This window comes from Nocardia sp. NPDC055053 (assembly GCF_053608285.1).
Map to the genome: position 1 here is coordinate 15,573 of NZ_JBSGVD010000025.1, position 25,201 is coordinate 40,773.

Annotated in this window: 8 protein-coding genes; 2 read left to right on the forward strand and 6 right to left on the reverse strand. The window is 70.8% G+C overall.

The features are described 5' to 3' along the window. The first annotated feature begins 52 nt into the window (after positions 1 to 52). Positions 53 to 1,237: a lycopene cyclase family protein gene (locus tag ACWF82_RS23910; protein ID WP_452504474.1), complete on the forward strand. Its 1,185-nt coding sequence runs from the start codon at positions 53 to 55 to the stop codon at positions 1,235 to 1,237. A gap of 28 nt (positions 1,238 to 1,265) precedes the next feature. Here the strand turns inward: ACWF82_RS23910 and ACWF82_RS23915 are convergent, their stop codons facing one another. From ACWF82_RS23915 to ACWF82_RS23925, 3 genes are read right to left on the reverse strand one after another with little or no spacing between them, the layout of a single operon-like run. Next, on the reverse strand, positions 1,266 to 2,132 hold the full coding sequence (locus ACWF82_RS23915; RefSeq protein WP_452504476.1) for an ABC transporter permease: 867 nt from the start codon (positions 2,130 to 2,132) through the stop codon (positions 1,266 to 1,268). Then, complete coding sequence (locus tag ACWF82_RS23920; protein ID WP_379036330.1) at positions 2,129 to 2,938, reverse strand: ABC transporter permease; 810 nt, start codon at positions 2,936 to 2,938, stop codon at positions 2,129 to 2,131. Before ACWF82_RS23920 ends, ACWF82_RS23915 begins: the two co-directional genes overlap by 4 nt. Continuing rightward, positions 2,935 to 3,939 (reverse strand): ATP-binding cassette domain-containing protein, encoded by a 1,005-nt coding sequence (locus ACWF82_RS23925; RefSeq protein ID WP_452504478.1) that lies wholly within the window; start codon positions 3,937 to 3,939, stop codon positions 2,935 to 2,937. Before ACWF82_RS23925 ends, ACWF82_RS23920 begins: the two co-directional genes overlap by 4 nt. A gap of 296 nt (positions 3,940 to 4,235) precedes the next feature. Here ACWF82_RS23925 and ACWF82_RS23930 point away from each other — a divergent pair, with 296 nt between their 5' ends. After that, a complete protein-coding gene (locus ACWF82_RS23930; RefSeq protein WP_452504480.1) occupies positions 4,236 to 5,747 on the forward strand; it encodes an aldehyde dehydrogenase family protein in 1,512 nt (503 codons plus the stop codon). Here the strand turns inward: ACWF82_RS23930 and ACWF82_RS23935 are convergent. From ACWF82_RS23935 to ACWF82_RS23945, 3 genes are all read right to left on the reverse strand, one after another. After that, positions 5,744 to 6,991 (reverse strand): TetR/AcrR family transcriptional regulator, encoded by a 1,248-nt coding sequence (locus ACWF82_RS23935; RefSeq protein ID WP_452504482.1) that lies wholly within the window; start codon positions 6,989 to 6,991, stop codon positions 5,744 to 5,746. The two genes, ACWF82_RS23930 and ACWF82_RS23935, sit on opposite strands and share 4 nt — an antisense overlap. 159 nt (positions 6,992 to 7,150) lie before the next feature. Then, entirely contained in the window at positions 7,151 to 8,173 is a 1,023-nt protein-coding gene (locus tag ACWF82_RS23940) for an alpha/beta hydrolase (RefSeq protein WP_452504546.1), read from the reverse strand. Positions 8,174 to 8,345: 172 nt separating this feature from the next. Further along, the gene (locus ACWF82_RS23945) at positions 8,346 to 25,199 is read right to left on the reverse strand and encodes an amino acid adenylation domain-containing protein (RefSeq protein ID WP_452504484.1); all 16,854 of its coding nucleotides are present in this window, start codon (positions 25,197 to 25,199) and stop codon (positions 8,346 to 8,348) included. Positions 25,200 to 25,201: the final 2 nt, after the last annotated feature.

The following is a 25,201-nucleotide window of genomic DNA, read 5'->3' on the forward strand; positions in this document are numbered from 1 at the left end:
TCACACCTCCGGTTGGTTGCGCGGGGGTGCGGGCAGCGGATTGAATGCGGACGTGAGCGTTGCGCGGGAATTCGATATCTGCGTGGTCGGGTTGGGGCCGACCGGGCGGGGGTTGGCGCATCGCGCTGCGGTGGCGGGGTTGCGGGTGGCCGCGGTGGATCCGCGGCCGGAGCGGTTGTTCCCGCCGACGTTCTCGTGCTGGGTGGACGAGCTGCCCGCGTGGTTGCCGGAGAGTGCGATCGCGCAGCGGATCGCGGCGCCGACAGTGTGGACGAAGACCGAGCATCGGATCGAGCGGCCGTACTGCGTGCTGTCCAAGACGGGGCTGCACGCGGCGCTGGCGCTCGACGACGCGACCGTGTTCGCCGATCGGGCGGTTCGGGTCGAGCAGCATGAGGTGGAGCTCGCGGCCGGGACGGTGATCTCGGCGGCGACGGTGTTCGATACGCGGGGTCTGCCGACGCTGGGCAAGCGCAGGGCGGCATCGGCGCACGGGATTTTCGTCGACGCCGAGACCGCGGCGCCCATGGTCCCCGACGGCGAGGGTCTGCTGCTGGACTGGCGGCCGGAGAACGGCGCGGGACCGGACGAACCGCCGTCGTTCCTGTACGCGGTGCCGCTCGGCGACGGGACGGTGATCTTCGAGGAGACCAGCCTCGGCCTGCGCGGCGGAATGCCGCAGCACGAACTACGCAAGCGGACCCTGAGCAGGCTCGCGGCGCACGGCATCCGGCTCACCGGGGACGAGCCGCACGAGGCAGCGCACTACCCTCTCGACCAACCGCCACCGAAGAAGGGCACCGCGGTGGCCGTCCCGTTCGGATCACGTGGCGGGATGATGCACCCGTGCACCGGCTACTCGGTGGCCGACTCGCTCGCCCTGATCGACACCGCTGTCAGCGCGGTACAGCAAGGCCATGACCCGATCGCGGCACTGTGGCCGTGGCAGGCGCGCGCGGTGTACTGGATGCGAATGCGCGGGCTCTGGGGACTGGGCAGGCTCACCACCGACCAGTCGATCGCGATGTTCGAGGCGTTCTTCACCGAGTCCGAACGCGGTCAGCGGGCGCTGCTGTCGGCGCACGACGACTACACCGCGCTCGGCGCCGTCCTGTTCAACACGGTCGCCCACACCTGGCCGTTCCGCTGGCGCTACGACCTCGTCGGCTGGACCAACCGCGATCGCTGGCTCGACTACCCGTTCGCGCCCGCGGACGCAGAACGGCACGTGGGCTGACCCACGTGCCGTTCGAAGCGCGACGGACCTACGCCGACTCGGCCGCCTTCTTGTAGCCGACGATCGCCGGGTAGGCGAAGACCACCACCATGCCGACCGTCCACGCGACCGTCTTCAGCAGCGGTTCGGCGACCGGGCCGCCGTAGGACAGACCCTTCATCGCGTCGATCGCGCAGCTCATCGGCTGATTCGCGACGACCGACTGCAGCCAGGTCGGGTAGGCGAAGACCGGCACGAACCCGGAGTTGAAGAACATCAGCAGCGTGTTGACGATGCCGATCAGGCTGACCAGCATCACGCCCTCGGTGATGGTCGCCAACGCCGTCACCATGACGGCGAAGCCGAGACCGAACAGCACCGGGATGCAGATCAGCGCGATGTTCGCCAGCGGGTCCTCCATGAACAGGAACCCGAGCGGCACCGCGACCAGCAGCACGATGACCGTGGTGGTCAGGATGCGCAGCGCTTCGGCCAGCAGCCTGCCGGTGAGCAGCGACGCCCGGTTCAGCGGCATCGTGTAGAAGCGGCTGAGCAGCCCGCTGGCCTTGTCGCGTTTGAAGCCGAGCGCACTGACCACCGCGCCGGTCATCGCGGCGATCAGGGTGAGCAGCGCGGCCTGGCCGTAGATGCTCGGTATGCCGGTGGCATCGGTGATCGAGTCACCGAGCACGACCTGGAACATCAGCAGGGTCACCGCGGGATACACGACGGTCTGGATGGTGGTCGACGGGTCGCGCAGCCACACCATGAGCAGCCGTTTGCACTGGAGCAGGCTGTGGACGAACCACACCGACACCGAGGTCACCGGCTTGGCGTCGACCACGGGCAGCTCGGCCGCGGTCTTGGCCGCGGCCATCGGCTGGTCGATCCGCTCGGTCGTATCCACTGTCGTCATGATCGCCTCACACTCGCCCACACCGCCAGTGGGAGGAAGAAAATGCTGACCGCACCGAGCCACACCAGCGACACCCACACGCCGTCCCAGCTGGCTCCGCCCGCGGCCATATCGCTCAGCGACTGGGAGAACTGCGAGATCGGCTGATTGCGGGCGAACCCACGAATCCAGGACGGGAAACTCTGCTCCGGCACGAAGCCGGTGGAGAGCATGCCGAAGATCAGGATCGGCAGCGTGAGCGCCTGGCTCAACGCCTCCGGGTTCTTGGTGAGGCTGCCCAGCGCGTCGGCGCCGAAGGTGAGCACCAGCCCGACCAGCAGCGCGAAGCCACAGAACAGCATGGCCTGACCGAACCCGGCGTCGAACCGGAAGCCGATCAGGTAGCCGTAGCCGATGGTCGCGACCAGCGAGACCACCGAGCGGACCAGACCCGCGCTGATCCGTGACGCCAGCGGCACGATGGTGCCGATCGGCATCGTCTGCAGCCGGGTACTCAAGCCGGTGAGCGCTTCGAACGCGGCCAGCTGGGCGTTCGACATCATCGTCATCGCCATCGTCTGCAGCACGACGATCGGCATCACGTACTGGGCGTAGTCGATGCCCTGGAACTTCATCACGTACCGCAGCGGCAGGTAGAAGCCCAGCGTCACCACCAGCGGGAAGATCAGCGCGACGATCAGTTCGCCCTTGGTGACCATGGTCCATACGACGCGGCCGGTCAGCGCCCGCCACTGGGCGAAGCTGCTCGGGTGCGCCGCGGGGACCGTGGCGAACAGCTCGTCCGCCCGGAGAGTCGGCACGCTCACTGGTGCCCGCCCGAATGCCCGGTGATCGACAGGAACACGTCGTCGAGCGACGGCCTGCGCAGCGCGATGTCGGCCAGGTCGATACCCGCGTTGTCGAGCCTGCGCAGTGCCTCGGCCAGGGTGGCCGCGCCGTCGGGGGCCGGGATGGAGAGCTTGTCGGCGCCGTCGACCTCGGCGGCGACGGCGGCCGGGACCAGGTCACCGAGGGCCTGCACGGTGGCCGGGATGCGGCTGATGTCGAGCGGGACGATCTCGCAGAAGCTGCCGCCGGTGCGCGCCTTGAGCTGGTCGGCGGTGCCTTCGGCGATGACGGTGCCCCGGTCGATGACGATGATGTTGTCGCTGAGCACGTCGGCCTCTTCGAGGTACTGCGTGGTCAGCAGCACCGTGATGCCCTGGTTCTTGAGCGCGGTGACCAGGTCCCACACGCCCTGACGGCTGCGCGGGTCCAGACCGGTGGTCGGCTCGTCGAGGAAGACGACCTCGGGCCGCACGACCAGCCCGCAGGCGATGTCGACGCGGCGGCGCATACCGCCGGAGTAGTTGCGCACGGCACGCTTGCCCGCACTGACCAGGTCGAACTCCTCGAGCAGGGTGTCTGCGCGTTTGCGGGCGGCCGATTTGGCCAGGCCCATCAGCCTGCCGAACAGCTCGAGGTTCTCCCGGCCGGAGAGGTTCTCGTCGAGGGCGGCGTACTGGCCGGTCATCATGATCGACCGGCGCACGGCCGCGCTGTCGGTGAGCACGTCGTGTCCGGCGACGACCGCGGTGCCGGAGTCGGGGCGCAGCAGCGTCGACAGGATCTTGACCGTGGTGGTCTTCCCGGCGCCGTTGGGTCCCAGGATGCCGAGCACGCTGGCCTTTTCCGCCTGGAAACTGATGCCCTGCAACGCGTGCACATCGCCGAAGGACTTGCGCACGTCGGACACCAGCACCGCGGGCTCACCGCCGCGCGACGCGACGCCACCTGCGGGCGAATCCACTGAGATCGAACTCGGCATCAACTCTCCACCATCGGCCGGGTGCGGCGCCCATGCTCGGGCGAGCGCACACGGAATTTGCTTCCCGGTAAGTGATCCATACCGTTCGGCGCGATGTTACCGGTCCGCCGGTTCTCCCGGTCCGGTCTGCGTGGACCCGGCCGGTGACGTGGCTGCTGTGGTTTTGCTCACGGGGGCAGTGGAAGGGCAGTGCGATGACCTTGTCGGCGCGGCCTCCGCGCCCATACGCTGACGTCGGGGAAACACTCGTCTCACCGGCCCGCGCGCGGGCGTGTTCGATCTCGTGAGAGGTGACAATGGGCGACTCGGCACCGGCAGGCACAGCCGCGCCGGCGGGGCGGTCCGGCGTGCTGACGTCGTTCGACCCGCGCACCGGCGAAAAGCTCGCGCAGTATCCGGTCCACGGGCAGGCCGAGGTCACCCGCGCGGTGCGCACGGCCCGCGCGACCCAGAACTGGTGGGGTGAACTGGGATTCGGCGCCCGCAAGCGTCTGCTGCTGGATTGGCGCGGCTATATCGCCAGGCATACCGGCGAATTGGTGGAAGTGCTGCGCGGCGAAACGGGCAAGCCGGAGGCCGACGCCACGCTGGAAGTGATGCTGGCGGTGGAGAATCTGGACTGGGCCGCCCGCAACGCGCAGAGCACGCTCGGCCGTAAACGATTGGCCACGGGGTGGTTCACCCGCAATCAGCATGCCTCGGTGGGTTATCTGCCGCTGGGCGTCGTCGGCGTGCTCGGAGCCTGGAACAACCCGGTCTTCACGCCGATGAGCTCGATCGCCTACGCCATGGCGGCGGGCAACGCGGTGGTGTTCAACCCGCACGAACTGACCACCGGCGTCGGCACCTGGCTGGCCGAGAGCTGGGCCGCGGTGGCGCCCGATCAGCCGGTGCTGCAAGCGGTCACCGGCGACGCGCGCACCGCGACCGCGCTGTGCAGGGCCAAGGTCGACAAGATCGCCTACGCCGGTCCGGAAGCGGGCGGGCGGGACGTGATCGCACTGTGCGCGCAGACGCTGACGCCGGTCGTGGTCGAGCACAGCGGCAAGGGCAGCATGATCGTGCACGTCGACGCCGTTCTCGACGCGGCGGCCGAGGCCGCGGTCTTCGGCGCGATGGCCAACGCGGGCCAGAACGCCTCGGGCATCCAGCGCTGTTATGTCGCCGACTCGGTGTTCGACGACTTCCTTGCCAGGGTGGCCGACCGGGCCGCGAAACTGCGGCCGGGCGCCGACAATCGCGCCGCCTACGGCCCGATGATCAACGCCACCCAGGTCGACGTGGTGCGCAAGCAGGTCCGCGATGCCATCGCCCGCGGCGGGCACGCGGTCCTCGGCGGCCTCGATTCCTTCCGCGACCCCTATGTGGAGCCGATCGTGCTGGCGGAGGTGCCGGAGGAGAGCATCGCGATCACCGGCGAGGGCATCGGCCCGGTACTGGTGGTGAACCGCGTCGCCGACCTCGCCGACGCGGTGACCAGGGTGAACGCGGCGGGCAACGGCATCGCGGTCACCGTGTTCACCCGCGATATCCCCAGCGCCGAGTTCATCGCCGAACAGCTGAGAGTCGGTGTGGTGACAGTGAATTCGTCGACCGCGTTCACCGGCATCCCCGCCCTGCCGTTCGGCGGCGTCGGCGAGTACGGGCAGGGCCACAGCCACGGCAGGCAGGGTCTGCGCGAATTCAGCCGCACGATGTCGATCGCCCGCAGGCGCTACCGTGCCCCGATTCGACTATCGACCTTCGACCGTCACCCCGGCCATCTGCACGCGGCGAAAGCCCTCTTCCGGCTCCGTCACGGCCGCTAGCGGTCGTTCAGTTCCGGCCGGGCCGCGCCGCCGAGGAGGACGGCGCCGGTCAGTGCGCCGAGGCGGGCGAGTTGTTCGGGGCGGGAGTCGAAGCGCAGCAGCCTGCCGACGTCGATGATCTGGCCGATCGCGGCGTGCACGCGGAAGCGCGCTTCGATCGGGTCGTCGTCGAGCAGGTTGGCCCACTCGAGGATGTTCTGGCGCTGGATGGCGCGCAGCCGATGCTGTTCGGCCTGCGGGAGATTGCTGAACTCCGCGTAGTAGACCGGCATGATCTCCGGGGTCGCGAAGGTCAGGCGGGCATAGCGGTCGGCGATGCGGCGCGCGGCGTCGGCGCGGCTCTCGGCCTCGGCCAGCGCCTCCCCGATGGCGACGGCCAGGCGGTCGCCGGTGCGGTGGAAGGCGGCGGCGAGCAGGTCGGCCTTGCTGTCGAAGTGCCGGTAGACGCTGGAGGCGTTGATGCCGACGGCTGCCCCGATCTCCTCGATGCCCGATTCGTGGTAGCCGTTGCGGCCGAAGATCCGGATCGCCTCGGTGAGCAGCTGTTCGCGTTTCGAGGTCACCGGCAGGCCACGGTTCTGTTTGTCCGGTTCGGCCTCGGCCGGTGCGGGCGGCAGCTCGGCACGCACGATCGCCCAGGCCATATCGCGCAGCACGGCGAGCATCCGCGTGTGCGAGAGCGTGGTGCGATGCGCGGCGATGCTGGCCAGCGAACTCAGCGCGCCGACCGCGAGCAGGGTGACATTCTCGGCGCTCGCCTCGGGTCGCAGTTCGGCGATCGGCGCGGCGACCATCGCTTCCAGCTCGCGGTAGAACGCACGGATGCGCACCCGGTCCTCGCGCTCGAGATAGCGGCGTTCCCAGCGGTAGAGGCCCGCCTCGCGGCGGATGTCGATATTGTGCTCGGCGACGGCGGTGAGCAGCGCGTCGAGTCTGGCCTCTGCGCTCAGCGCCGGATCGTCGGCGGCTTTCGCGACGTCACGCAGCCCACGCGCGCCTTCCTCGGCAGCGGCGACAAGCAGGGCGTATTTGTTGGCGAAGTGGCGGTAGAGGGCGGGACCGGAGATGCCGACCTCGGCCGCGATCTCGTCCACACCCACCGGGTAGTAGCCGCGCGCGCTGAACGCACGGGCGGCGGCCCGCATGATCTGGATCTTGCGATCCTTGGGCCTGCGGCGCACGACCCGCGCCGGTGCGGTGGTCGGCTCGCAGGCGCGTTCGGCCTCACTGCGATCGGCGACCATGCACTCACTTCCGTTCCGCGAACCAGGGCTGTAGACGGCTGTCGGCAGCGCCGGACCAGTCAACCTAAGTTAACCACAATTCGCAAACGTCGAGAGGCAGTCCGGCAAACGAAAAACGCCCCGGCGATACCGGGGCGGCTTCGTCGAACGCGAAGAACCTTACAGGCCGAGGCCGCGAGCCAGGACCGGCCACGACAGCTTCAGCTCGTCCTGCCAGTAGCCCCACGAGTGGGTGCCGTTGGGACGGAAGTTGAAGGTCGCCGGGATGCCGAGCTCCTGGAGGCGGTTCGCCAGGTTGTGCGTGCAGAAGTTGGTACCCGCCTCGATGACGCCACCGATGATGATCTGGTTGGCCAGGCCGTAGGGGCCGGGCAGCGCGTGCGGACCGTTGAGGGTGTCGTACGGGCCGGGCAGGCCGTTGCCGGTGGAGACGTAGAGATCGACACCACGCAAGCCCTCGGCGTTGACGTACGGGTCGTTCGCGACCCACTCCTCCGAGCCCTGCGGACCCCACATGTTCATGGTGTCGCCGCCGCCCCAGGTCTCGACCGTGAGCTTGACGAACTCGGAACCGACCGGGTCGCTGGTCTGCGCGCACCCGCTGTAGGCGGCGGCCGCCTTGTAGAGGCCGGGCTTGGCGATCGGCAGCGCGAGCACGGTGGTGCCCGAGGTGGACAGGCCCGCGATGGCGTTCACGCCGTTGGTGCCGAGCGCGCCGTCGATCAGCGGGGGAAGTTCCTCGGTGAAGAAGGTCTTCCACTTGTTGCGGCCGACGACCGGGTCGTCCTTGATCCAGTCGGTGTAGTAGCTCCAGGAGCCGCCGATCGGCTGGATGACGTTGACGTTCTTGTCGCCGAGGAACGCCAGCGCGTCGGTCTTGGCGACCCAGGACGCGGCGTCCTCGCCGCCACCGGCACCGTTGAGCAGGTACAGGGTGGGGCGCGGGACGGAGGCGTCGGCCGGGCGCTGCACGTCGACGATGATGTTCTGGTCCATGGCCGCGGAGTACACGTGTAGCCGCAGGCTGCGTGAATCCTTGACCTCGGCCTTGACGATCTTGGAGCCGTCCTCGGAAACGGGATTGGCGAGCAGGGTTTTGGAATCGATGATCGGGTCAGCCGAGGCCGGGCTCGCTCCGATGCCGGACATCAGTCCGGCGGCCACTGCGGTTGCCGCGATCATCGCCGCGGCGCGGGAGCCACGACGCCGGGAGTGCCGACGAATCAATTTCGCACCTTCGCTTCGTTTCGAATGGGTTGCACCACGCCAGAACCCTACGGGTTACCAGGCCGCTACAACAGTAGGAATCGTTACAACAGCGCGGTCACATCATGCCTCACCAGCCACACCGATTTCATCGGGCCCCGGACTCCCGGTCACCCGCATCGAGCAGCTCCGCCAGGCGCGGTCCGATCTCGGCCAGCGCTTGCGGTGAGGTCATCTGATCATGCACTACCGCGACCGGCCGGTCGCGCACTTCGCCGTCGACATACGGCGACCAATTCCGCGCCGCCGTCTCGTGCCCGAGCGCGCTGAAATACTCCAGCCTGCCCCGGAACACCGCGGGCCGGTGCTCGGCGATCAGCTCGGCCGAGCGCACGGCGCTGCGGTAGATCCGGCGCACCCGTTCCGGGGTGAGCACGGCCATGTTGGCCGGGATGATCGCGTGCAGCGCGGCCAGCCCGTCCTCGCTGAGGTCGCGCACGCCCGCGGCGGGCAGTGCCGCGCCGAGGTCGACGCCGAGTTCGGCGAGCGCGTCGCGGACCGCGGTGTGGAAATCGGGGACGTCGATGTCGGGGTGCGAGTCGAGCATCGCCAGCAGCGAGACCCGCTCCCCCGCCGCCTGCAGTTCGGTGGCGACGGCGTGCGCGAGCACACCGCCCAGCGACCAGCCCATCAGCCGGTACGGGCCGTGCGGCTGCTCGGCCTTGATCTCGGCGACATAGCGCCGGGCCATCTCGGCGAGCGTGCCGGGCAGGTAGCCCGCCTCGCTCAGCGCGGGCGACTGCAGGCCGAAGATCGGCCGCCGGGCTGGAATGTACTGTGCCAGACCGGCATAGCACCAGGACAGGCCGTACATCGGGTGCACGCAGAACAGCGGGCCGCCCGCTTCGGTGCCGTGCGGCACCCGGTTGCGGATGGGCAGCAGCACGCCGAGGGCGTCGTCGGATTCGAGGTCGTAGTCACCGGTCCCGGACTGGGTGGCATCGATGCGGTCGGCCAGCGCGGCGACCGTGGCGTCGGTGAAGAACCACTGCACCCGCACCTCGGCGCCGACCCTGGTGCGTAGCCTGCTGATCGCCTTGGTGGCGACCAGCGAGTTACCGCCGAGCTCGAAGAAGTCGTCGTCGAGGCCGACCTTGCCCGCCCCGAGCACCTCCGCGTACACCTCGGCGACAGCGCGCTGCAGCGGGGTCGTCGGCGGCCGGTAGGGCCGGGTGGTGACCGCGGGCACCGGCAGCGCCTTGCGGTCGAGCTTGCCGCTCGCGTTGAGCGGCAACGACTTCAGTGTCACCAGGGTCGATGGCACCATGTACGACGGCAGCGCCGCGCGAGCATGGGCGAGCAGTGCCGTCTCGTCGAGTCCGTTGCCGCTCTCGATCGAGTAGCCGGCGGCGGGAGTCGCCGTCTCGGGCTTTTCGTTCTCGGCGGGCACCACATAGCCGACCAACCGGTCACCGGTCGGGCCGTGAACGAGGGCGACGGCGGCGTGCCGGATGTCCGGGTGGTCGCGCAGCACGGCCTCGACCTCACCGAGCTCGATCCGCTGACCACGCAATTTCACCTGGAAGTCGCTGCGCCCCAGGTACTCCAGCTCCTGCTCGGCGGTCCAGCGGACCACGTCGCCGGTGCGGTAGAGCCTGCCACCGCCGGGCTGGGCGACGAACCGCTCGGCGGTCAGCGCTGGCGCGCCGAGGTAGCCCCGCGCCAGCTGCACACCTTCGAGGTACAGCTCGCCCGCGGTGCCGGGCGGTACCGGCAGCAGCTGCCGATCGAGCACATGCACGCGGGTGTTGGCGACGGGCGCGCCGATCGGAATGCTCACGGCGGCACCGGCTTCGGCCTGCGCGGCGGTGACGACGGTCGCCTCGGCCGGGCCGTACCAGTTGATCAGCTCGACACCGGGCAGCGCCTGCGCGAACCGTCGTGCGGTCGACGCCGACAGCGCCTCACCGGCGGCGAAAACCCGGCGCAGCGCGGGGAACTCGGCGTCGCGCCCATCGGAGAGGAAGGCGTCGAGCATGGACGGCACGAAATGCACCGTGGTGACGGCACGTTCGGCTAGCACCCGGGCCAGGTAGACCGGATCGCGGTGGCCATCGGGTTCGGCGATCACCACGGTCGCGCCGGTCTGCAACGGCCACAGCAGTTCCCAGGTGGAAATGTCGAAGGTGACCGGCGTCTTGTGCAGCACCACGTCGCCGGGACCGTGCGGGTAGGTGCGCTGCGCCCAGCGGAACTGGGCGACCAGCTGGCGGTGGGTGAGCATGACGCCCTTGGGCGTACCGGTGGAGCCGGACGTGTGGATGACGTAGGCCAGGTTGTCCGGCTGCGGCGCGGCCATCGGCACCGGCGCGGCCGTACCCAGGTTGTCGATCTCGACGACGGGAACCGCCGCGGCAGTGTCGAATCCGGTACCGCCGGTGGTGAGCACGCAGACGGGAGCGGCCGCGGCCAGTACCCGCTCGGTGCGCTCGGCCGGATGATCCGGGTCGACCGGCACATAGGCGGCACCGGTGCGCAGCACCGCGTAGATCGCGGTCACCAGATCGATGCCGCGTCGCATCGCGACCGCGACCAGCGACTCGGGGCCGGCACCCTCGGCGCGCAAAGCGGCGGCGAGGGCGCGCACCCTGGCGTCGAATTCGCCGTAGGAGAGCGAGGTTTCGCCGTCGACGAGCGCGACGGCGTCGGGCGACTTCGTGACCTGCGCGTCGAACAGCGACAGCAGGGTCGACTCGTCGAGCAGTTCCGGCGCGTCGGTGGCGTTGACCGCGGACAGGGTCGCGCGTTCCTCCGCCAGCAGCACGTCGATCTCGGCGATCCGCGCGTGCGGCGCCCTGGTGAAGCGGGCGAGCAGCATCGAGAAGCGTTGCGCCAGCGCGGTCGCGGTGTCCTCGCCGAACACATCGCGCAGGTATTTCACCGAGACGCGCAGCTGTCCGTCGGCGACGACCTGCACGGTCAGCGGGTAGTGCGTGCCGTTGGTGGCGTCCATTCCGGTCACGGCGGCCGATCCGCTGGCGGCCTGGGCCAGCCCCTCCCGGTCGACCGGGAACGATTCGAACACGACCAGCGAGTCGAACAGGGCCTCGATACCCGCGATCTCCTGGATCTCGCCGAGCCCGAGGTAGTGGTGATCGAGCAGCGCGGCCTGATCGTCCTGCAGTCTGCGCAGCAGTTCGGCGACGGTGTCGCCGGGCCGCACCCGCACCCGGACCGGGATGGCGTTGAGGAACAGGCCGACCATGCGTTCCACCCCGTCGAGCGCGGCGGGCCTGCCGGAGACGGTCGCGCCGAACACGACGTCGTCGCGGTCGACCAGGCGCGCGATGAGCACGCCCCACGCGGCCTGGACCACGGTGTTCACCGTGACGCCGAGGCCGGCGGCGAGTTCGCTCAGCGCGGCGGTGTCGGCCTGCGACAGCGCGAAGCCGGTTTCGCCTGTCCCCGTGGCGATCTCGCGCCCCTGGTCGACCGGGGCCAGCGGGGTCGGCTCGGCGAGACCGGTGAGCGCGGCGCGCCAGGCCTGGCGCGCGGCCTCGGGGTCCTGATCGACGAGCCAGGCCAGGTAGTCGCGGTAGGGCGCCGGTTTCGGCAGGCGCCGCGTGCGAGCGCCGACCGCGTAGGCGGTGAGCAGTTCCTGCAGCAGCAGCGGGGTCGACCAGCCGTCGATCAGGATGTGGTGGCTGGTGACCAGCAGGTGCGCGGTGTCCGGCGTGCGCACCAGGGTGAAGCGCAGCAGGGGCGCGACGGCCATGTCGAAGTGCGCGGCGACGTCGGCCGCTCTGATCCGCTGGTAGGACGCGGCGTCGGCGTCGATGACCTGCCACGGCACGTCGATGTCGTCGAGCACCACCTGCAGCGGGGTGCCCGCGGCGTCGGTGGCGAAGGCGACGCGCAGGTTGTCGTGCCGGTCGAGCACGGTCTGCGCGGCGCGGTGCAGTCGCTCGGCGTCGACGGCCGGGTCGAGGTCGAGGACGAACTGGGTGATGTAGGGGTCGACCGAGTTCTCCGCGAGCAGGGCGTGGAACAGCATGCCCGATTGCAGCGGCGTCACCGGCCACACGTCGCTGAGCAGCGGGTAGCGGCGGGCGAGCCTGCCGAGTTCGGTCTGGCCGAGGCGAACCAGCGGGAAGTCCGACGGGGTGAATCCGCCTGCGCCGGGACGCAATCCATGTTCGGCGAGGCCGCCGAGCGCGCGGATCCAGTGTTCGGCGAAGGCCTTGACCGCGTCGGCGGTGAGCACCGCGGTGGCGTAGTCGAAGCGGGCGACCATGCCGTCGGCGGTGGCGTCGACTGTCAGGGCCAGCGCCAGGTCGTCGGCGGTGACGTCGGTGTGCACCTTGGCCGGGCGCAGATCGCGGAAGCGCACCGCGAACCGGCCGCGGTCGAGCGCGCGCACGCTGTCGGCGGCCTCGACGTCGAGGTAGCGCAGCAGGCCGAAGCCGGCACCGTGCGCGGGCACCGTCCGGCGCAGTTCCTTGATCTGGGCCAGCGCGATACCGGCGGCCGGACCGCCGACGAGCGCGTCGGCGATGTCGACGCCCTCCAGGCGCAGCGCCAGCGGATAGTCGGTGGTGAACCCGCCGACGACGTTCTCCGCGTCGGTCCTGCCGAGCACGCGCTGGTCGGCGCGCAGCCGGACCACGGTGCCGATCGCCCGCGCGACGGCGGAGTCGGCCGCGGTGGACAGGGCGAGCGCGGCGGCGGTGAGCAGCACCTCGTCGACGGTGGCGCGGTAGGCCTCGGCGACCGTGCTGACGGCGGCGGTACCTTCGCCGGTGATGCTCAGCGAGACCCGGTTGCGCTGGCTCAGATCGGCGGATTCGGCTGCCCTGGAACGGATCGCGCGATGCCAGTATTCGCGTTCGGTGCGGGCGCGGGCCGAGGACGGGTAGTCGGCGAGCCTGCGCACGAGGTCGCCGAGCCCGGCATCGGGTGCGGCAGGCGCCGCGTGGCGGCCGCGGCTCCACGCCGTGGTCAGCTGGTCGACGACCGAACGCAACGACGCCTCGTCCAGGACGAGGGCATTGGCGACAACGACCAGGGTGGAGCCACGCTCGGCGTTGCCGGTGAGCACGAAGTGGATATTGCGGCCCTCGTCCGGATCGAGCGCGGCGGCGGCCGCGGCGACGATGTCGTCGACCGGCAGCGAGGACTCACCGTCGGTGGCGTCGAGTTTGCGGAAGGCGTCGCCGGTCCGCTCCTCGTGCGACGGAATCACCAGAGCCGGTGTGGCACCGGAGCGGTCGAGTACCGCCCACAGCATCGGATGCTGGTTCATCACGGCGTGGGCGACATCGGCGACCGCCTCGTCGGAACAGTCCGCTGGCACGTCGAGCAGCACCGCGCGCGGTTCGACCGCGCTCTCCCCCGCCTCGATCAGCTGGGCCGCGGTGGCGGTCAGCGGCAGGGCGGCGGGCCGCGTGCCCGCGTCCAGCGTGACCTCGGCGCGCTCGGCGAGCGCACCGACGGTGCGCGCGTCGAACAGGTCACGCGGGCGCAGCACCACGCCTGCCGCCGCGGCGCGGGAGACCACCTGGATGGCGGTGATGCTGTCGCCGCCGAGGGCGAAGAAGTCGTCGTCGAGGCCGACCCGGTCGTGGCCGAGCACCTCGCCGATCACCCGGGCGACGGCGCGTTCGGCCGCGGTGCGCGGCGGCCGGTGCTCGCTGCGCACGGTGACCGGGTCCGGTAGTGCGCGCCGGTCCAGCTTGCCGACCGGCGTCAGCGGGAGTTCGTCGAGGACGACGATCGCGGCGGGCACCATGTAGTCGGGCAGTACCCGCGCGGCCAGGGCGGTGAGTTCGGCCGGGTCGAGCCGCTCCCCCGGTTCGGCCAGGACGTAGGACACCAGCATGGTCGCGCCTGCGCCGTTGTCGCGGCCGAGGGTGGTGACCCAGGAGACGCCGGGCGCCGCGGCCAGGACGGCGTCGATCTCGCCGAGTTCGATCCGCAGGCCGCGGATCTTCACCTGGAAGTCGTTGCGGCCGACGAACTCCAGGACGTCACCGTGGCGGCGGACGAGGTCGCCGGTGCGGTAGAGGCGGGATCCTTCGGGTCCATACGGGTCGGCGACGAAGCGTGCCGCGGTCAGGCTGAAGCGGCGGTGGTAGCCGCGGGCCAGCTGGATGCCGCCCAGGTACAGCTCACCGGTGACGCCCTCGGGGACCGGGCGCAGGCGCTCGTCGAGGACAAGCGCGCGGATGCCGCGGATCGGACCGCCCATGTGCACCGCCGCGCCCGGCTCGAGCGGGTCGCTGATGCACGTCATGATTGTGGTCTCGGTGGGCCCATAGCCGTTGTGGAACTTGCGCTGCGGCAGGGTGTTCCAGCGTGCGACGAGGTCGTCCGGCACGTGCTCACCGCCGACGACCAGCGCGCGCAGGCCCGGCACACCGGCCGGGTCGAGCGTCGCGACGACCGCGGGCGTGAGAAAGGCGTGCGTCACGCCTTCGGACCGGATGAGCTCGGCGAGCTCGGTACCGCCGACCGAGCCCGCCGGTGCCACCACCAGCGTGCCCGCGCCGCCGAGCGCGAGCAGCAGCTCGAGCATGGACGCGTCGAACGACGGCGAGGCGAAAGCCAGTGCGCGCGTGTCGGAATCGAGGCCGTAGCGCTGCTTCTGCTCGGCACAGAAGTTGGCGAGCCCGGCGTGGGTGACGACAACGCCCTTGGGCAGACCCGTCGAGCCGGAGGTGTAGATCATGTACGCGCCGTTGCCGGTTCGCGGCTGGGAGCGCAGCTCGATCTCGCGCAGGCCGACCGAGGCGTAGCCCGCGGCCTCGCCCATGAATTGCCGATCGTCGAGCGCGACCCAGCCGCCGTCGCCGGGCAGGGCGGGCAGCCCGGCGAGTTCGGCGGTGAGGGTGATGCCGAAGACCGCGTCCGAGTCGGCGGCCATGTGACTGATCCGCTCGGCCGGGTAACCGGGATCGATCGGCACGATCAGCGCGCCGGTGCGAGCGATCGCCCACACCGCGAGTACCGATTCGACGGACCGTCGGATCGCCACGGCGACAGCGACTTCCGGACCCGCACCGCGGGCGATGAGACCGCGGGCCAGCTGGTTGGCCGCCGCGTCGAGCTGGGTGTAGGTGAACCCGCGGCCGCCACCGCGCACGGCGACACCCGTCGGGTTGGCGCGCACGGCGGCGTCCATCAGCTGCGACAGCGTGCGTTCGGGTTCGGCGGGCGGGCCTGCGAAGGTGGTCTGCGCGGTGAACTCGGCGTCGTCGAGCAGGTCGACGTCACCCACCGCGATCTCCGGATCGGCGACCAGCTCGGCGAGCACGCGGGTGAACCGCGCACCGAAGGCCCGCACCGTCGATTCGTCGAACAGATCTGTGGCGTAGGTGAATTCGGCGTGCATGCCGCCGTGGTCGGGCCGTTCGCGCACGGTGAGCAGCAGGTCGAACTTGGCTTCGGCGGTGCGGGCGTCCAGCGCGCTCACCCCGATGCCGGGCAGTTCGAACGCGACCGGGGCGAGGTTCTCGAACGACAGCGCCACCTGGAACAGCGGATGCCTGCCCGCCGACCTGGCCGGCTGCACCGCCTCGACGACCCGCTCGAACGGGACGTCGGCGTGTGCGAAGGCCCGCAGGTCGGTGTCGCGGGTCTGCCGCAGCAGCGCGGTGAACGGCTCGGCCTCGGCGATCCGGCTGCGCAGCACCAGGGTGTTGACGAACATGCCGACGAGATCGTCGAGCTCACGGGCACCGCGGCCCGCGATCGGGGTGCCGATCGCGACGTCGTCGGTGCCGCTGGTGCGGGCCAGCAGCACCGCGAGCGCGGCCTGCACGACCATGAACACGGTGACACCTTCGGCGCGGGCCAGCCCGGCCAGGTCCGCGTGCAGCGTGGCGTCGATCTCGACGGTGCTGACGGCGCCTGCGAAGGACTGCACCGGCGGGCGCGGCCGGTCGGCGGGCAGCGCGATCTCCTCGGGCAGCGCCTCGAGTTCCCCGGTCCAGTAGGCCAGCTGCGCGGCGGCCGTCGATCCCGGATCGGCTTCGTCGCCGAGCGATTCCCGTTGCCACACCGCGTAATCCGCGTACTGGAGCGGCAGCGGCGACCAAGCGGGCGCCGCGCTCTCGGTGCGCGCGGTGTAGGCCAGCACCAGGTCACGGGTGAGCGGACCCATCGAGAAACCGTCGGCGGCGATGTGATGGGCGACGAACACCAGCACGTGGTCGTCGGCACCGAGTCGCAGCAGCCGCAGCCGCACCGGTGGCGCGGTGGTGACGTCGAACCCGGTGGCGACCGTGCGGCGCACCTCGTCCTCGAGCTGGTCAGCGGTGACCGGCACCGGCGTCAGGTCGATGTGCACCGATCCGGGCGCGAGGATCTCCTGCACCGGCTCGCCGCTCTGTATACCTCGATCGGCAGAGCGACCGGCGGGCGCGGAGCGCGACCAGGCGGAGCCGGCGGGAGCGGCGCCACCCGGCACCGGGTAGCGGGTGCGCAGGACCTCGTGCCGGGCGAACAGGTCGCCCACGGCGACGCCGAGGGCGGCGAGGTCGAGGGCGCCGGTGAGGCGGATCGCGGCGGGGATGTTGTAGACGGTGGCGTCGGGGTCGAGCTGGTTGAGCAGCCACATCCGCTGCTGGGCCAGTGACAGCGGCAGCCGTTCCGGGCGCGGTCCGGCGACCAGCGGCAGCGCGGCGAGTTCGTCGGACCTGTGCACGCGCAGGGCGAGGTCGGCCACGGTCGGTGCCTCGAACAGCAGGCGAACGCCGACCGCCCGATCCAGTGCGGCGCCGATGCGGGCGGCCGCCCTGGTGGCGAGCAGGGAGTTGCCGCCGAGCGCGAAGAAGTCGTCGTCGGCGCCGACCGCGTCGACACCGAGGATCTCGGCGTAGACCCCGGCGACGAGCTGTTCGGTCGGTGTCGCGGGCGCACGGAACGCGGCGGCCTCGAACACCGGCGCGGGCAGCGCGGCCCGGTCCAGCTTGCCGTTGACCGTGCGCGGCAGTTCGTCGAGCACGACGAACGCGTCCGGCACCAGGTAAGCGGGCAGCTTGTCACGCAGCGCCGACTTCACCTGCGCTACATCGGGTTCCGTGCCGGCGATGTAGGCGACAAGTCGATCCCCGAAGTGCGGATCGGTGCGAGCCAGCACCGCGGCTTGCGTGACCTCGGGCAGCCCGAGCAAGGCCGTTTCGACTTCACCCGGCTCGACGCGGAACCCACGGATTTTCACCTGGAAGTCGGTGCGGCCCACGTAGTTCAGGGTGCAGTCACCGTTGCGGGCGACCAGGTCGCCGGTGCGGTACATGCGGGCGCCCGGTTCGAAGGGGTCGGCGATGAACCGTTCGGCGGTGAGTGCGGCCTTGCGCAGGTAGCCGCGGGCCAGCTGGATGCCCGCGAGATACAGCTCGCCCCTGACGCCAGGGGCGACCGGGCGCAGGCGCTCGTCGAGGACGTAGACGCGGCAGTTCCATTCGGGGGTGCCGATGGGCACGGTCAGCACATCGGCCGTGGTCACCCGGTGGTCGGTGATCGAGACGGCGGCCTCGGTGGGGCCGTACAGGTTGTCGATCCTGGTGTCGGGCAGCGCGGTCAGCAGGCGCTGGGCGAGCGGGGCCTGCAGTGCCTCGCCGATGGCGAGAATGCGCCTCAGCGGCTGCTCGGCCGTGTGCGACGCCTGCTGGTGGCCTGCCTCCCAGTAGCCGGACAGCGCGTCCAGCAGCGAGGGGACCGCGGTCAGTGTGGTGACCCCGGCGTCGGTGATGAGCGCGTCCAGGTAGGCGGGGTCGCGGTGTCCGTCGGGGGCGGCGATCACCAGGCGGCCGCCGCAGACCGCGGCGGACCAGAATTCCCAGACCGACAGGTCGAAGGTGGCTGGGGTCTTCAGCAGGAAGGCGTCGGTGGCGTCGGTGCCGAATTCGCCTCGCAGCCAGTGCAACTGGTTGACCACGGCGGCGTGCGGCACCGCGACACCCTTGGGGCGGCCGGTGGAGCCGGAGGTGAAGATGACGTAGGCCGTGTTCTCCGGGCGCAGCGGCGCGCGGCGGTCCGCATCGGTGACCGGCGACGGGTCGATGGACTGGAGCACCGGATGATCGACCCGGACCACGGGTGCGGCATCGGTGCGGAAACCATTGCTGAGCACGCAGATCGGTGCGGCCGTGCCGAGGATGTAGTCGGTGCGGTCGGCGGGCTGGTCCGGATCGATCGGCACGTACGCGCCGCCGGATCGGGTCACCGCGAACATGGCGACGACGAGTTCGATCGAGCGCGGCAGAGCGAGCGCGACGAGGGACTCCGGACCGACGCCCAGCGAGATCAGGTGGCGGGCAAGGCGGTTCACCCGCGCCTCGAACTCGGCGTAGGTGAGTTCGAGGCGTCCCTCGGGCAGGTCGGCGACCAGCGCGACGGCCTCGGGGCGGGCCAGCGACGGCAGGTCGGCCAGTGTGCCACCGGCTACAGCGAGATCGGCGGCGCCGGTGGTGATCTCGTCGGCACGTTCGGATGCGGTACGCAGGTCGACATCACCGACGACCACACCGGGCTCGCGCACCACCGCGTCCAGCAGCAGGGTGAGCCGATCGGCGAACGCTGCCACGGTGGCCGCGTCGAACAGGTCGGTGGCGTAGGTGAAGAAGCCCTCGATGCCGGTCGGCGCACCGTCGGCGTCGTAGCCGTCACCCACGATCAGATGCAGATCGAACTGCGAGACAGCCAGTTCCGCCGACACGGGCGCGATCCGCAGGCCGGGCAGTTCCAGTGCGGCGCGGTCCACGTTCTGGAAGGACAGACCCACCTGGAACAGCGGATGCCGGGCCGTGGAGCGCGGCGGATCGAGCACCTCGACGAGCCGCTCGAACGGAACGTCGGCGGCGGCGAACGCGGCCAGGTCGCTCGCGCGCTGGGCGGCGAGGAGCTCGGTGAAGGCGGCATTGCCGTCGTAACGGGTCCGCAGCACGACGGTGTTGACGAACATACCGATCAGGTCGTCGAGTTCACGTTCACCACGACCGGCGACCGGGGTGCCGACAGCCACATCGGCAGCCGAGGCCAACCGGGCCAGCAACACGGCGAAGGCGGTGTGCAGCACCATGAACACGGTGGCACCACTGTCCTGCGCGATCCGGGCGAGCCCGGCGTGGGTGGCCGCGTCGACCCGAACGGGCACCCGGCTGCCGGACAGCGAGGCAACGGCGGGACGCGGGCGATCGGCGGGCAGCTCCAAAAGATCCGGCAGGCCGGACAATTCGTCGCGCCAGAACGAGATCTGCTTGGCAGCGGCGGAATCGGTGTCCGTCTCGTCGCCGAGCCGGTCCAGCTGCCACAGCGCGTAGTCGGCGTACTGCACCGGCAGGGTGGCCCAGCCGGGCGCATGGCCCGCGGTCCGAGCCAGGTACGCGGTGGTCACGTCACGCACCAGCGGCACCATCGACGATGCGTCCGCGGCGATGTGGTGCACCACGACAGCGAGCACATACTCGGTGGGCGCGTCGGGCTCAGCCCCGGTGACGTCGAACAGCCGGACCCGAAGCGGGACCTCGGTGGTCACATCGAACGCGGTCGCGGCGAGCGCGGTGACCTGCTCGACGAGATCAGCCGCTGTGCGGTGTACCGACACATCCAAGTCGACCTGTTCGACCGGGAGCACCTGCTGGATCGGGCCGTCACCGGTGTCGGGGTAGATCGTGCGCAGCACTTCATGCCTGGCCAGCACGTCGCGCAGTGCGGTGGCGAGGGCAGCTACGTCCAGGCTGCCGGTGAGGCGCAGCGCGAACGGGAGGTTGTAGGCGGCGGCGCCGTCGCCACCCGCTCCCTGGTCGAACCGGTTGAGGAACCACATGCGCCGCTGGGCGGGCGAGAGCGGCAGCTCGGCTGGGCGGTCCAGTGTGCCGAGCCCACTGGTTGATTCCAAACCCGCGTCGGGGTCGAGCGCGGCGGCGAGGCCCGCGACGGTCGGGGTTTCGAACAGGGTGCGCACGGCGACCCGGCCGCCGGTGGCCGCGCCGAGGCGGGCGACCAGCTTCGTGGCGATCAGCGAGTTGCCGCCGAGGGCGAAGAAGTCGTCGTCGGCGCCGATATCGGTGCGGCCCAGCACTTCTCCGAACAGTGCCGCGACCAATCGCTCCTGCTCGGTGCCCGGAGCACGGAAGGCGCGCGCGGTGAAGTGCGGCGCGGGCAGCGCCTTGCGATCGAGCTTGCCGCTGGCGTTCAGCGGCAACGCGTCGAGCACGGTGACGGCGGCCGGAACCATATAGGCGGGCAGGGTTTTCGAGGCGAACGCCTGGAGCCGGTCGGGCTCCGCCGCGTGACCGGGGCTCGGCACGACATAGGCGACGAGCTGGTCACCCAGTTCGGTCGAGGCGACCAAAGCCACTGCCTGGCTCACGGATTCGTGCGCCAACAGTGCGGTCTCGATCTCCCCGAGCTCGATCCGCTGACCACGGAACTTCACCTGGAAGTCGATGCGGCCCAGGTAGTCCAGGCGATGCGGCGCGGTCGTGGTGGGGCGGCGCCACACCACGAGATCGCCGGTGCGGTACATGCGCTTGCCCGCGTCGAACGGGTCGGCGACGAAGCGGTCTGCGGTCAGACCCGGCCGCGCGACATAGCCACGCGCGAGCTGATCACCCGCGAGATAGAGCTCACCCGCGATACCGGGCGGCACGGGTCGAAGCCGCGAATCCAGCACGTAGACACGGGTATTCCACTGCGGCAGGCCGATCGGCACGCTGCGCTCGCCCGCACGGGCGGGCCAGTAGGTCACCGAGACAGCGGCCTCGGTGGGGCCGTACAGATTGTGCAGCCGAGCCGCGCTGACCGCAGCCATCGCGTCGACCGTCTCCGGCGGCAACGCCTCACCGATGACGAACACCTCGCGCAGCGACGGCATCGAGCCCGGCACCGCATCGCGACCAGCGGGCACCAAGTCGCGACCGCCGAGCACGACGCCGCGAGCGTCCTCGGGCGCGGCGCCAGTCGACGCGGCCTGGGCGGCGAACACCGTGAGCATCGACGGCACGAAATCGGTGACGGTCACCCTGTGCCGATCGATCAGGTCGATCAGATACGCCGGATCACGATGCCCGTCCGGGGTGGCGAGCACCAGCGTCGCACCGACCCGCAGCGGCATGAAATAGCCCCACAGCGACACATCGAAGGTCGTCGCGGTCTTCTGCAGATACACATCACCCAGGGCCAGCGGGTATTTCGCCAGCATCCACACCAGCTGGTTGTGGATGGCCGCGTGCGAGACCGCGACGCCCTTGGGCTTACCGGTGGAACCGGAAGTGAAGATGACGTAGGCCGGGTGATCGGCGCGCAGGGGCGCGCGCAGCTCCGACGGACGCACCGGGTCGACGGGCACACCACGGGTGTCGAGCTCGTCGAGCAGCAGCAGTTCGGTCCCCGCGGGCACCGCCATCACATCGGCGCTCAGAACGGCGGCCGGGCGGGCGGTGTCCAGGATGTAGGCGATGCGCTCGGCCGGATGATCCGGGTCGAGCGGCACGTACGCGCCACCGGCGGTGAGCACCGCGTACATGGCGACGACGAGTTCCGGCGAACGCCGAATCGCCAGGCCGACAAGCCCTTCCGGACCGACGCCCGCCTGGATCAGCAGCCTGGCCAGCGCGTTGACCCGCTCGTCGAACTGCCGATAGGTCAGCTCGGTGCCCTCGTAGACGAGCGCGGTGGCATCCGGATGTGACTGCACCGCACGGCGATACGCGTCCAGCATCGGTTCCGGCGCCACCGGGTGCCCGGTCCCGTTCCAGGCGACCAGTGTCTGCTCGCGCTCGGCCGGGGTGAGCAGGTCGATGTCGGCGATCGCCACATCGGCGTCGGCGGCGACCGCGTCGAGCAGGTGGGTGAAGCGACCGGCCAGCGTCTCGATCGACTCGGCGTCGAACAGATCGGTGGCGTAGTTGAAGGACGCGGCCATCGGCTCGGTCGGATCGGCGCCGGGCACGATCGTCAGCTGGAGGTCGAAACGCGCTACTACACCGTCGAATTCGACAGGTGTCGCGTCGAGACCGGGCAGCCGCAGGTTCGGCAGATCCAGGTTCTGGAAGAACAGCGCGACCTGGAACAGCGGGTGGTGGGCCTGCGAACGGACCGGGTCGAGCAGTTCGACGAGACGCTCGAACGGCAGGTCGGCGTTGCCGAAGGCGGCCAGGTCGGCGCGCTTGGTCTCGCGCAGCAGTTCGGCGAAGCTCGCTCGCTGGTCGAGGCGCGAGCGCAGCACCAGGGTGTTGACGAACATGCCGATCAGGTCGTCGAGTTCGCGTGCGCCGCGCCCGGCGACCGGGGTGCCGATGGCGATGTCGTCGGTGTGCGCGAGCCTGCCGAGCAGCACCGCGAAGGCGGCGTGCACGACCATGAACTCCGAGGCGCCGCTGCGCTGGGCCAGCGCGGCGATCGCGGCGTGTACCGACGCCGGGATCTGGAAGCCGAATTCGGCGCCACGACCGGTGAATACCGGCGGGCGCGGGCGATCGGTGGGCAGGTCGAGGCGATCGGGCAGCCCGGCCAGCGCCTCGCGCCAGTGCGTGATCTGGGCGGCGGCGAGCGAATTCGGGTCGTCCTCGCTGCCGAGCAGTGCCCGGTGCCACAGCGTGTAGTCGGTGTACTGCACCGGCAGCGGCTGCCAGCTCGGCCGCGACCGGTTACGGCGCGCGAGGTAGGCGCCGAGCAGGTCACGCAGCAGCGGCGCGACGGAGGCGCCGTCGGCGGTGATGTGGTGCAGCGCCACCGCGAGCACGTGGTCACGCGGGCCGAGTTCGGCCAGCGCCACCCGCAGCGGCACGCCGGCGGCGACGTCGAAGCCGGTGGCGGCGAATTCGCCCAGCCACAGCGGCAATTCGTCCTCGGTGAGCGCGTCGACCAGCACATCGGGCACCGCGTCGGCGATCGGCAGCACCACCTGGTGGCCGACACCGTCGGCTACCAGGCCATCGGGCGCAGCGCCGTCGTAGACCGGGTAGTAGGTGCGCAGGGATTCGTGCCGGTGCACCAGGTCGGTCAGCGCGGCGTGCAGGGCCCGCGCGTCGAACGGACCGGCCAGCCGCAGCGCGAACGGGATGGTCTCGGCGGTGGAGTTCGGATCGAACTGGTTGAGGAACCACATCCGCCGCTGCGCTGCCGAGAGCGGGATCAGCTCGGGACGCTCGCGGCGTGTCAGCGGGGCGTGGCCGCCCGCGCCCTTGAGCGGTTCGAGCAGCAGGGCCAGGCCGGCGACCGTCGGGCTCTCGAAGACATGACCCGCGGGCACCCGCGCCGACAGCTCGGCGCCGAGCCGGGCCGCGGCCTGGGTGGCCAGCAGCGAGTTGCCGCCGAGGGCGAAGAAGTCGTCGTCGGCACCGATCGGGCGCTCCGGCGCGAGCAGCTCGGTGAAGATGTAGGCGACCAGTTCCTCCATCGCCCCAGACGGCGCGCGGAACTCCTTGGCGCGCAAGGTCGGTGCGGGCAGCGCGGCGCGGTCGAGCTTGCCGACGGGCGTCAGCGGGATGGTGTCGAGCACGGTCAGCGCGGTCGGCACCATGTGCGCGGGCAGCCCCGCCTTGGCGTGCGCGAGCAGCTGGTCGAGGTCGATCGTCGCGCCCGGCGTCGCGTGCACGTAGGCGGCGAGAATCGTGGTGCCGTTGTCGAGTTCGTGGCCGACGGTCACGGCGAAGTCGACACTGTCGTGCGCGGTGAGCACGGTGTCGATCTCGCCGAGCTCGATCCGGAAACCACGGACCTTCACCTGGAAGTCGTTGCGGCCGACGAACTCGACCGCGCCGTCGGGGCGCCTGCGCACCAGGTCGCCCGTGCGGTACATGCGTCCACCGGCGGGATCGAACGGGTCGGTGACGAAACGGGATGCCGTCAGCGCCGGTCGCCCGTGATAGCCGCGGGCCAGCTCGTTGCCCGCGATGTACAGCTCGCCGATCATCCCGTCCGGCACCCGGACCAGGCGTTCGTCGAGCACGTATTCGGTGACCCCGCGCAGCGGCGGGCCGAAGTTCACGGCCGCGCCCGGCGCCAGCGCGGCGCTGATGTTGGTCATGATGGTGGTCTCGGTCGGCCCATAGCCGTTGTGGAAATGCCGTGTGCCCGAGGGCAATTCGGTGGCCCAGCGGCGGACCATGGCGGGCGGGACGTCCTCGCCGCCGCTGGCGATCACGACCAGGTCGTCCAGCCCGGCCGGGTCCACCGAGGCGAGCGCGGCGGCGGTGATGAACATGTGCGTCACCGACTCGCGGCGCAGCACCTCGGCGAGCTCGGGCCCGCCGAAGATCCCGGCGGGCGCGATCACCATGGTCGCCGCGGCGCCGACCGCCATCAGCAGTTCGAGCACGGCGCCGTCGAAGGAGGGCGAGGCGAAGTGCAAGGTCCGCGAGGTGTGCTCGACGCCGTAGAGCGCGCGCTGTTCGGCGCAGAATCCGGCCAGGCCCGTGTGGGTCACCACGACGCCCTTGGGCAGGCCGGTGGAGCCCGAGGTGTAGGTGATGTAGGCCGGGTGGGTCAGCCGCAGCGGGCGCACCCGGTCGGCGAAGGTCACCGGGTCGCCGGGCTGCTCCTCGGCGGCGCGGCGCACGGCCGGATCGTCGAGGCACAGCCAGTCGACGGTGCCGGGCAGCCGATCCAGCGCGGCGCCGACCGCGAGACCGAGCACCGCGCCGGAATCGGCGAGCATGTGCGTGACGCGGGCGGGCGGATAGTTCGGGTCGACCGGCAGGAACGCGGCACCGGTCTTGGTGATCGCCCACATCGCGAGCACCGACTCCGGCGAGCGCGGGATACCGACGGCGACGATGTCCTCGGGACCGACACCGCGCGCGATCAGCAGCCGGGCCAGCCGGTTGGCGCGTTCGTCGAGCTCGGCGTAGGTCCAGCTCACCGGTGCGGACACGCCGTCGTCCCAGGACAGCGCGAGGCCGCCCGGGTTGGATTCCACGGCGACGGACAACAGTTGCGGCAGCGACTTTCCGCGCTGCCGGGCCCGGGCGCCGGACGCCCTGCTGGCCCGGGTCACGC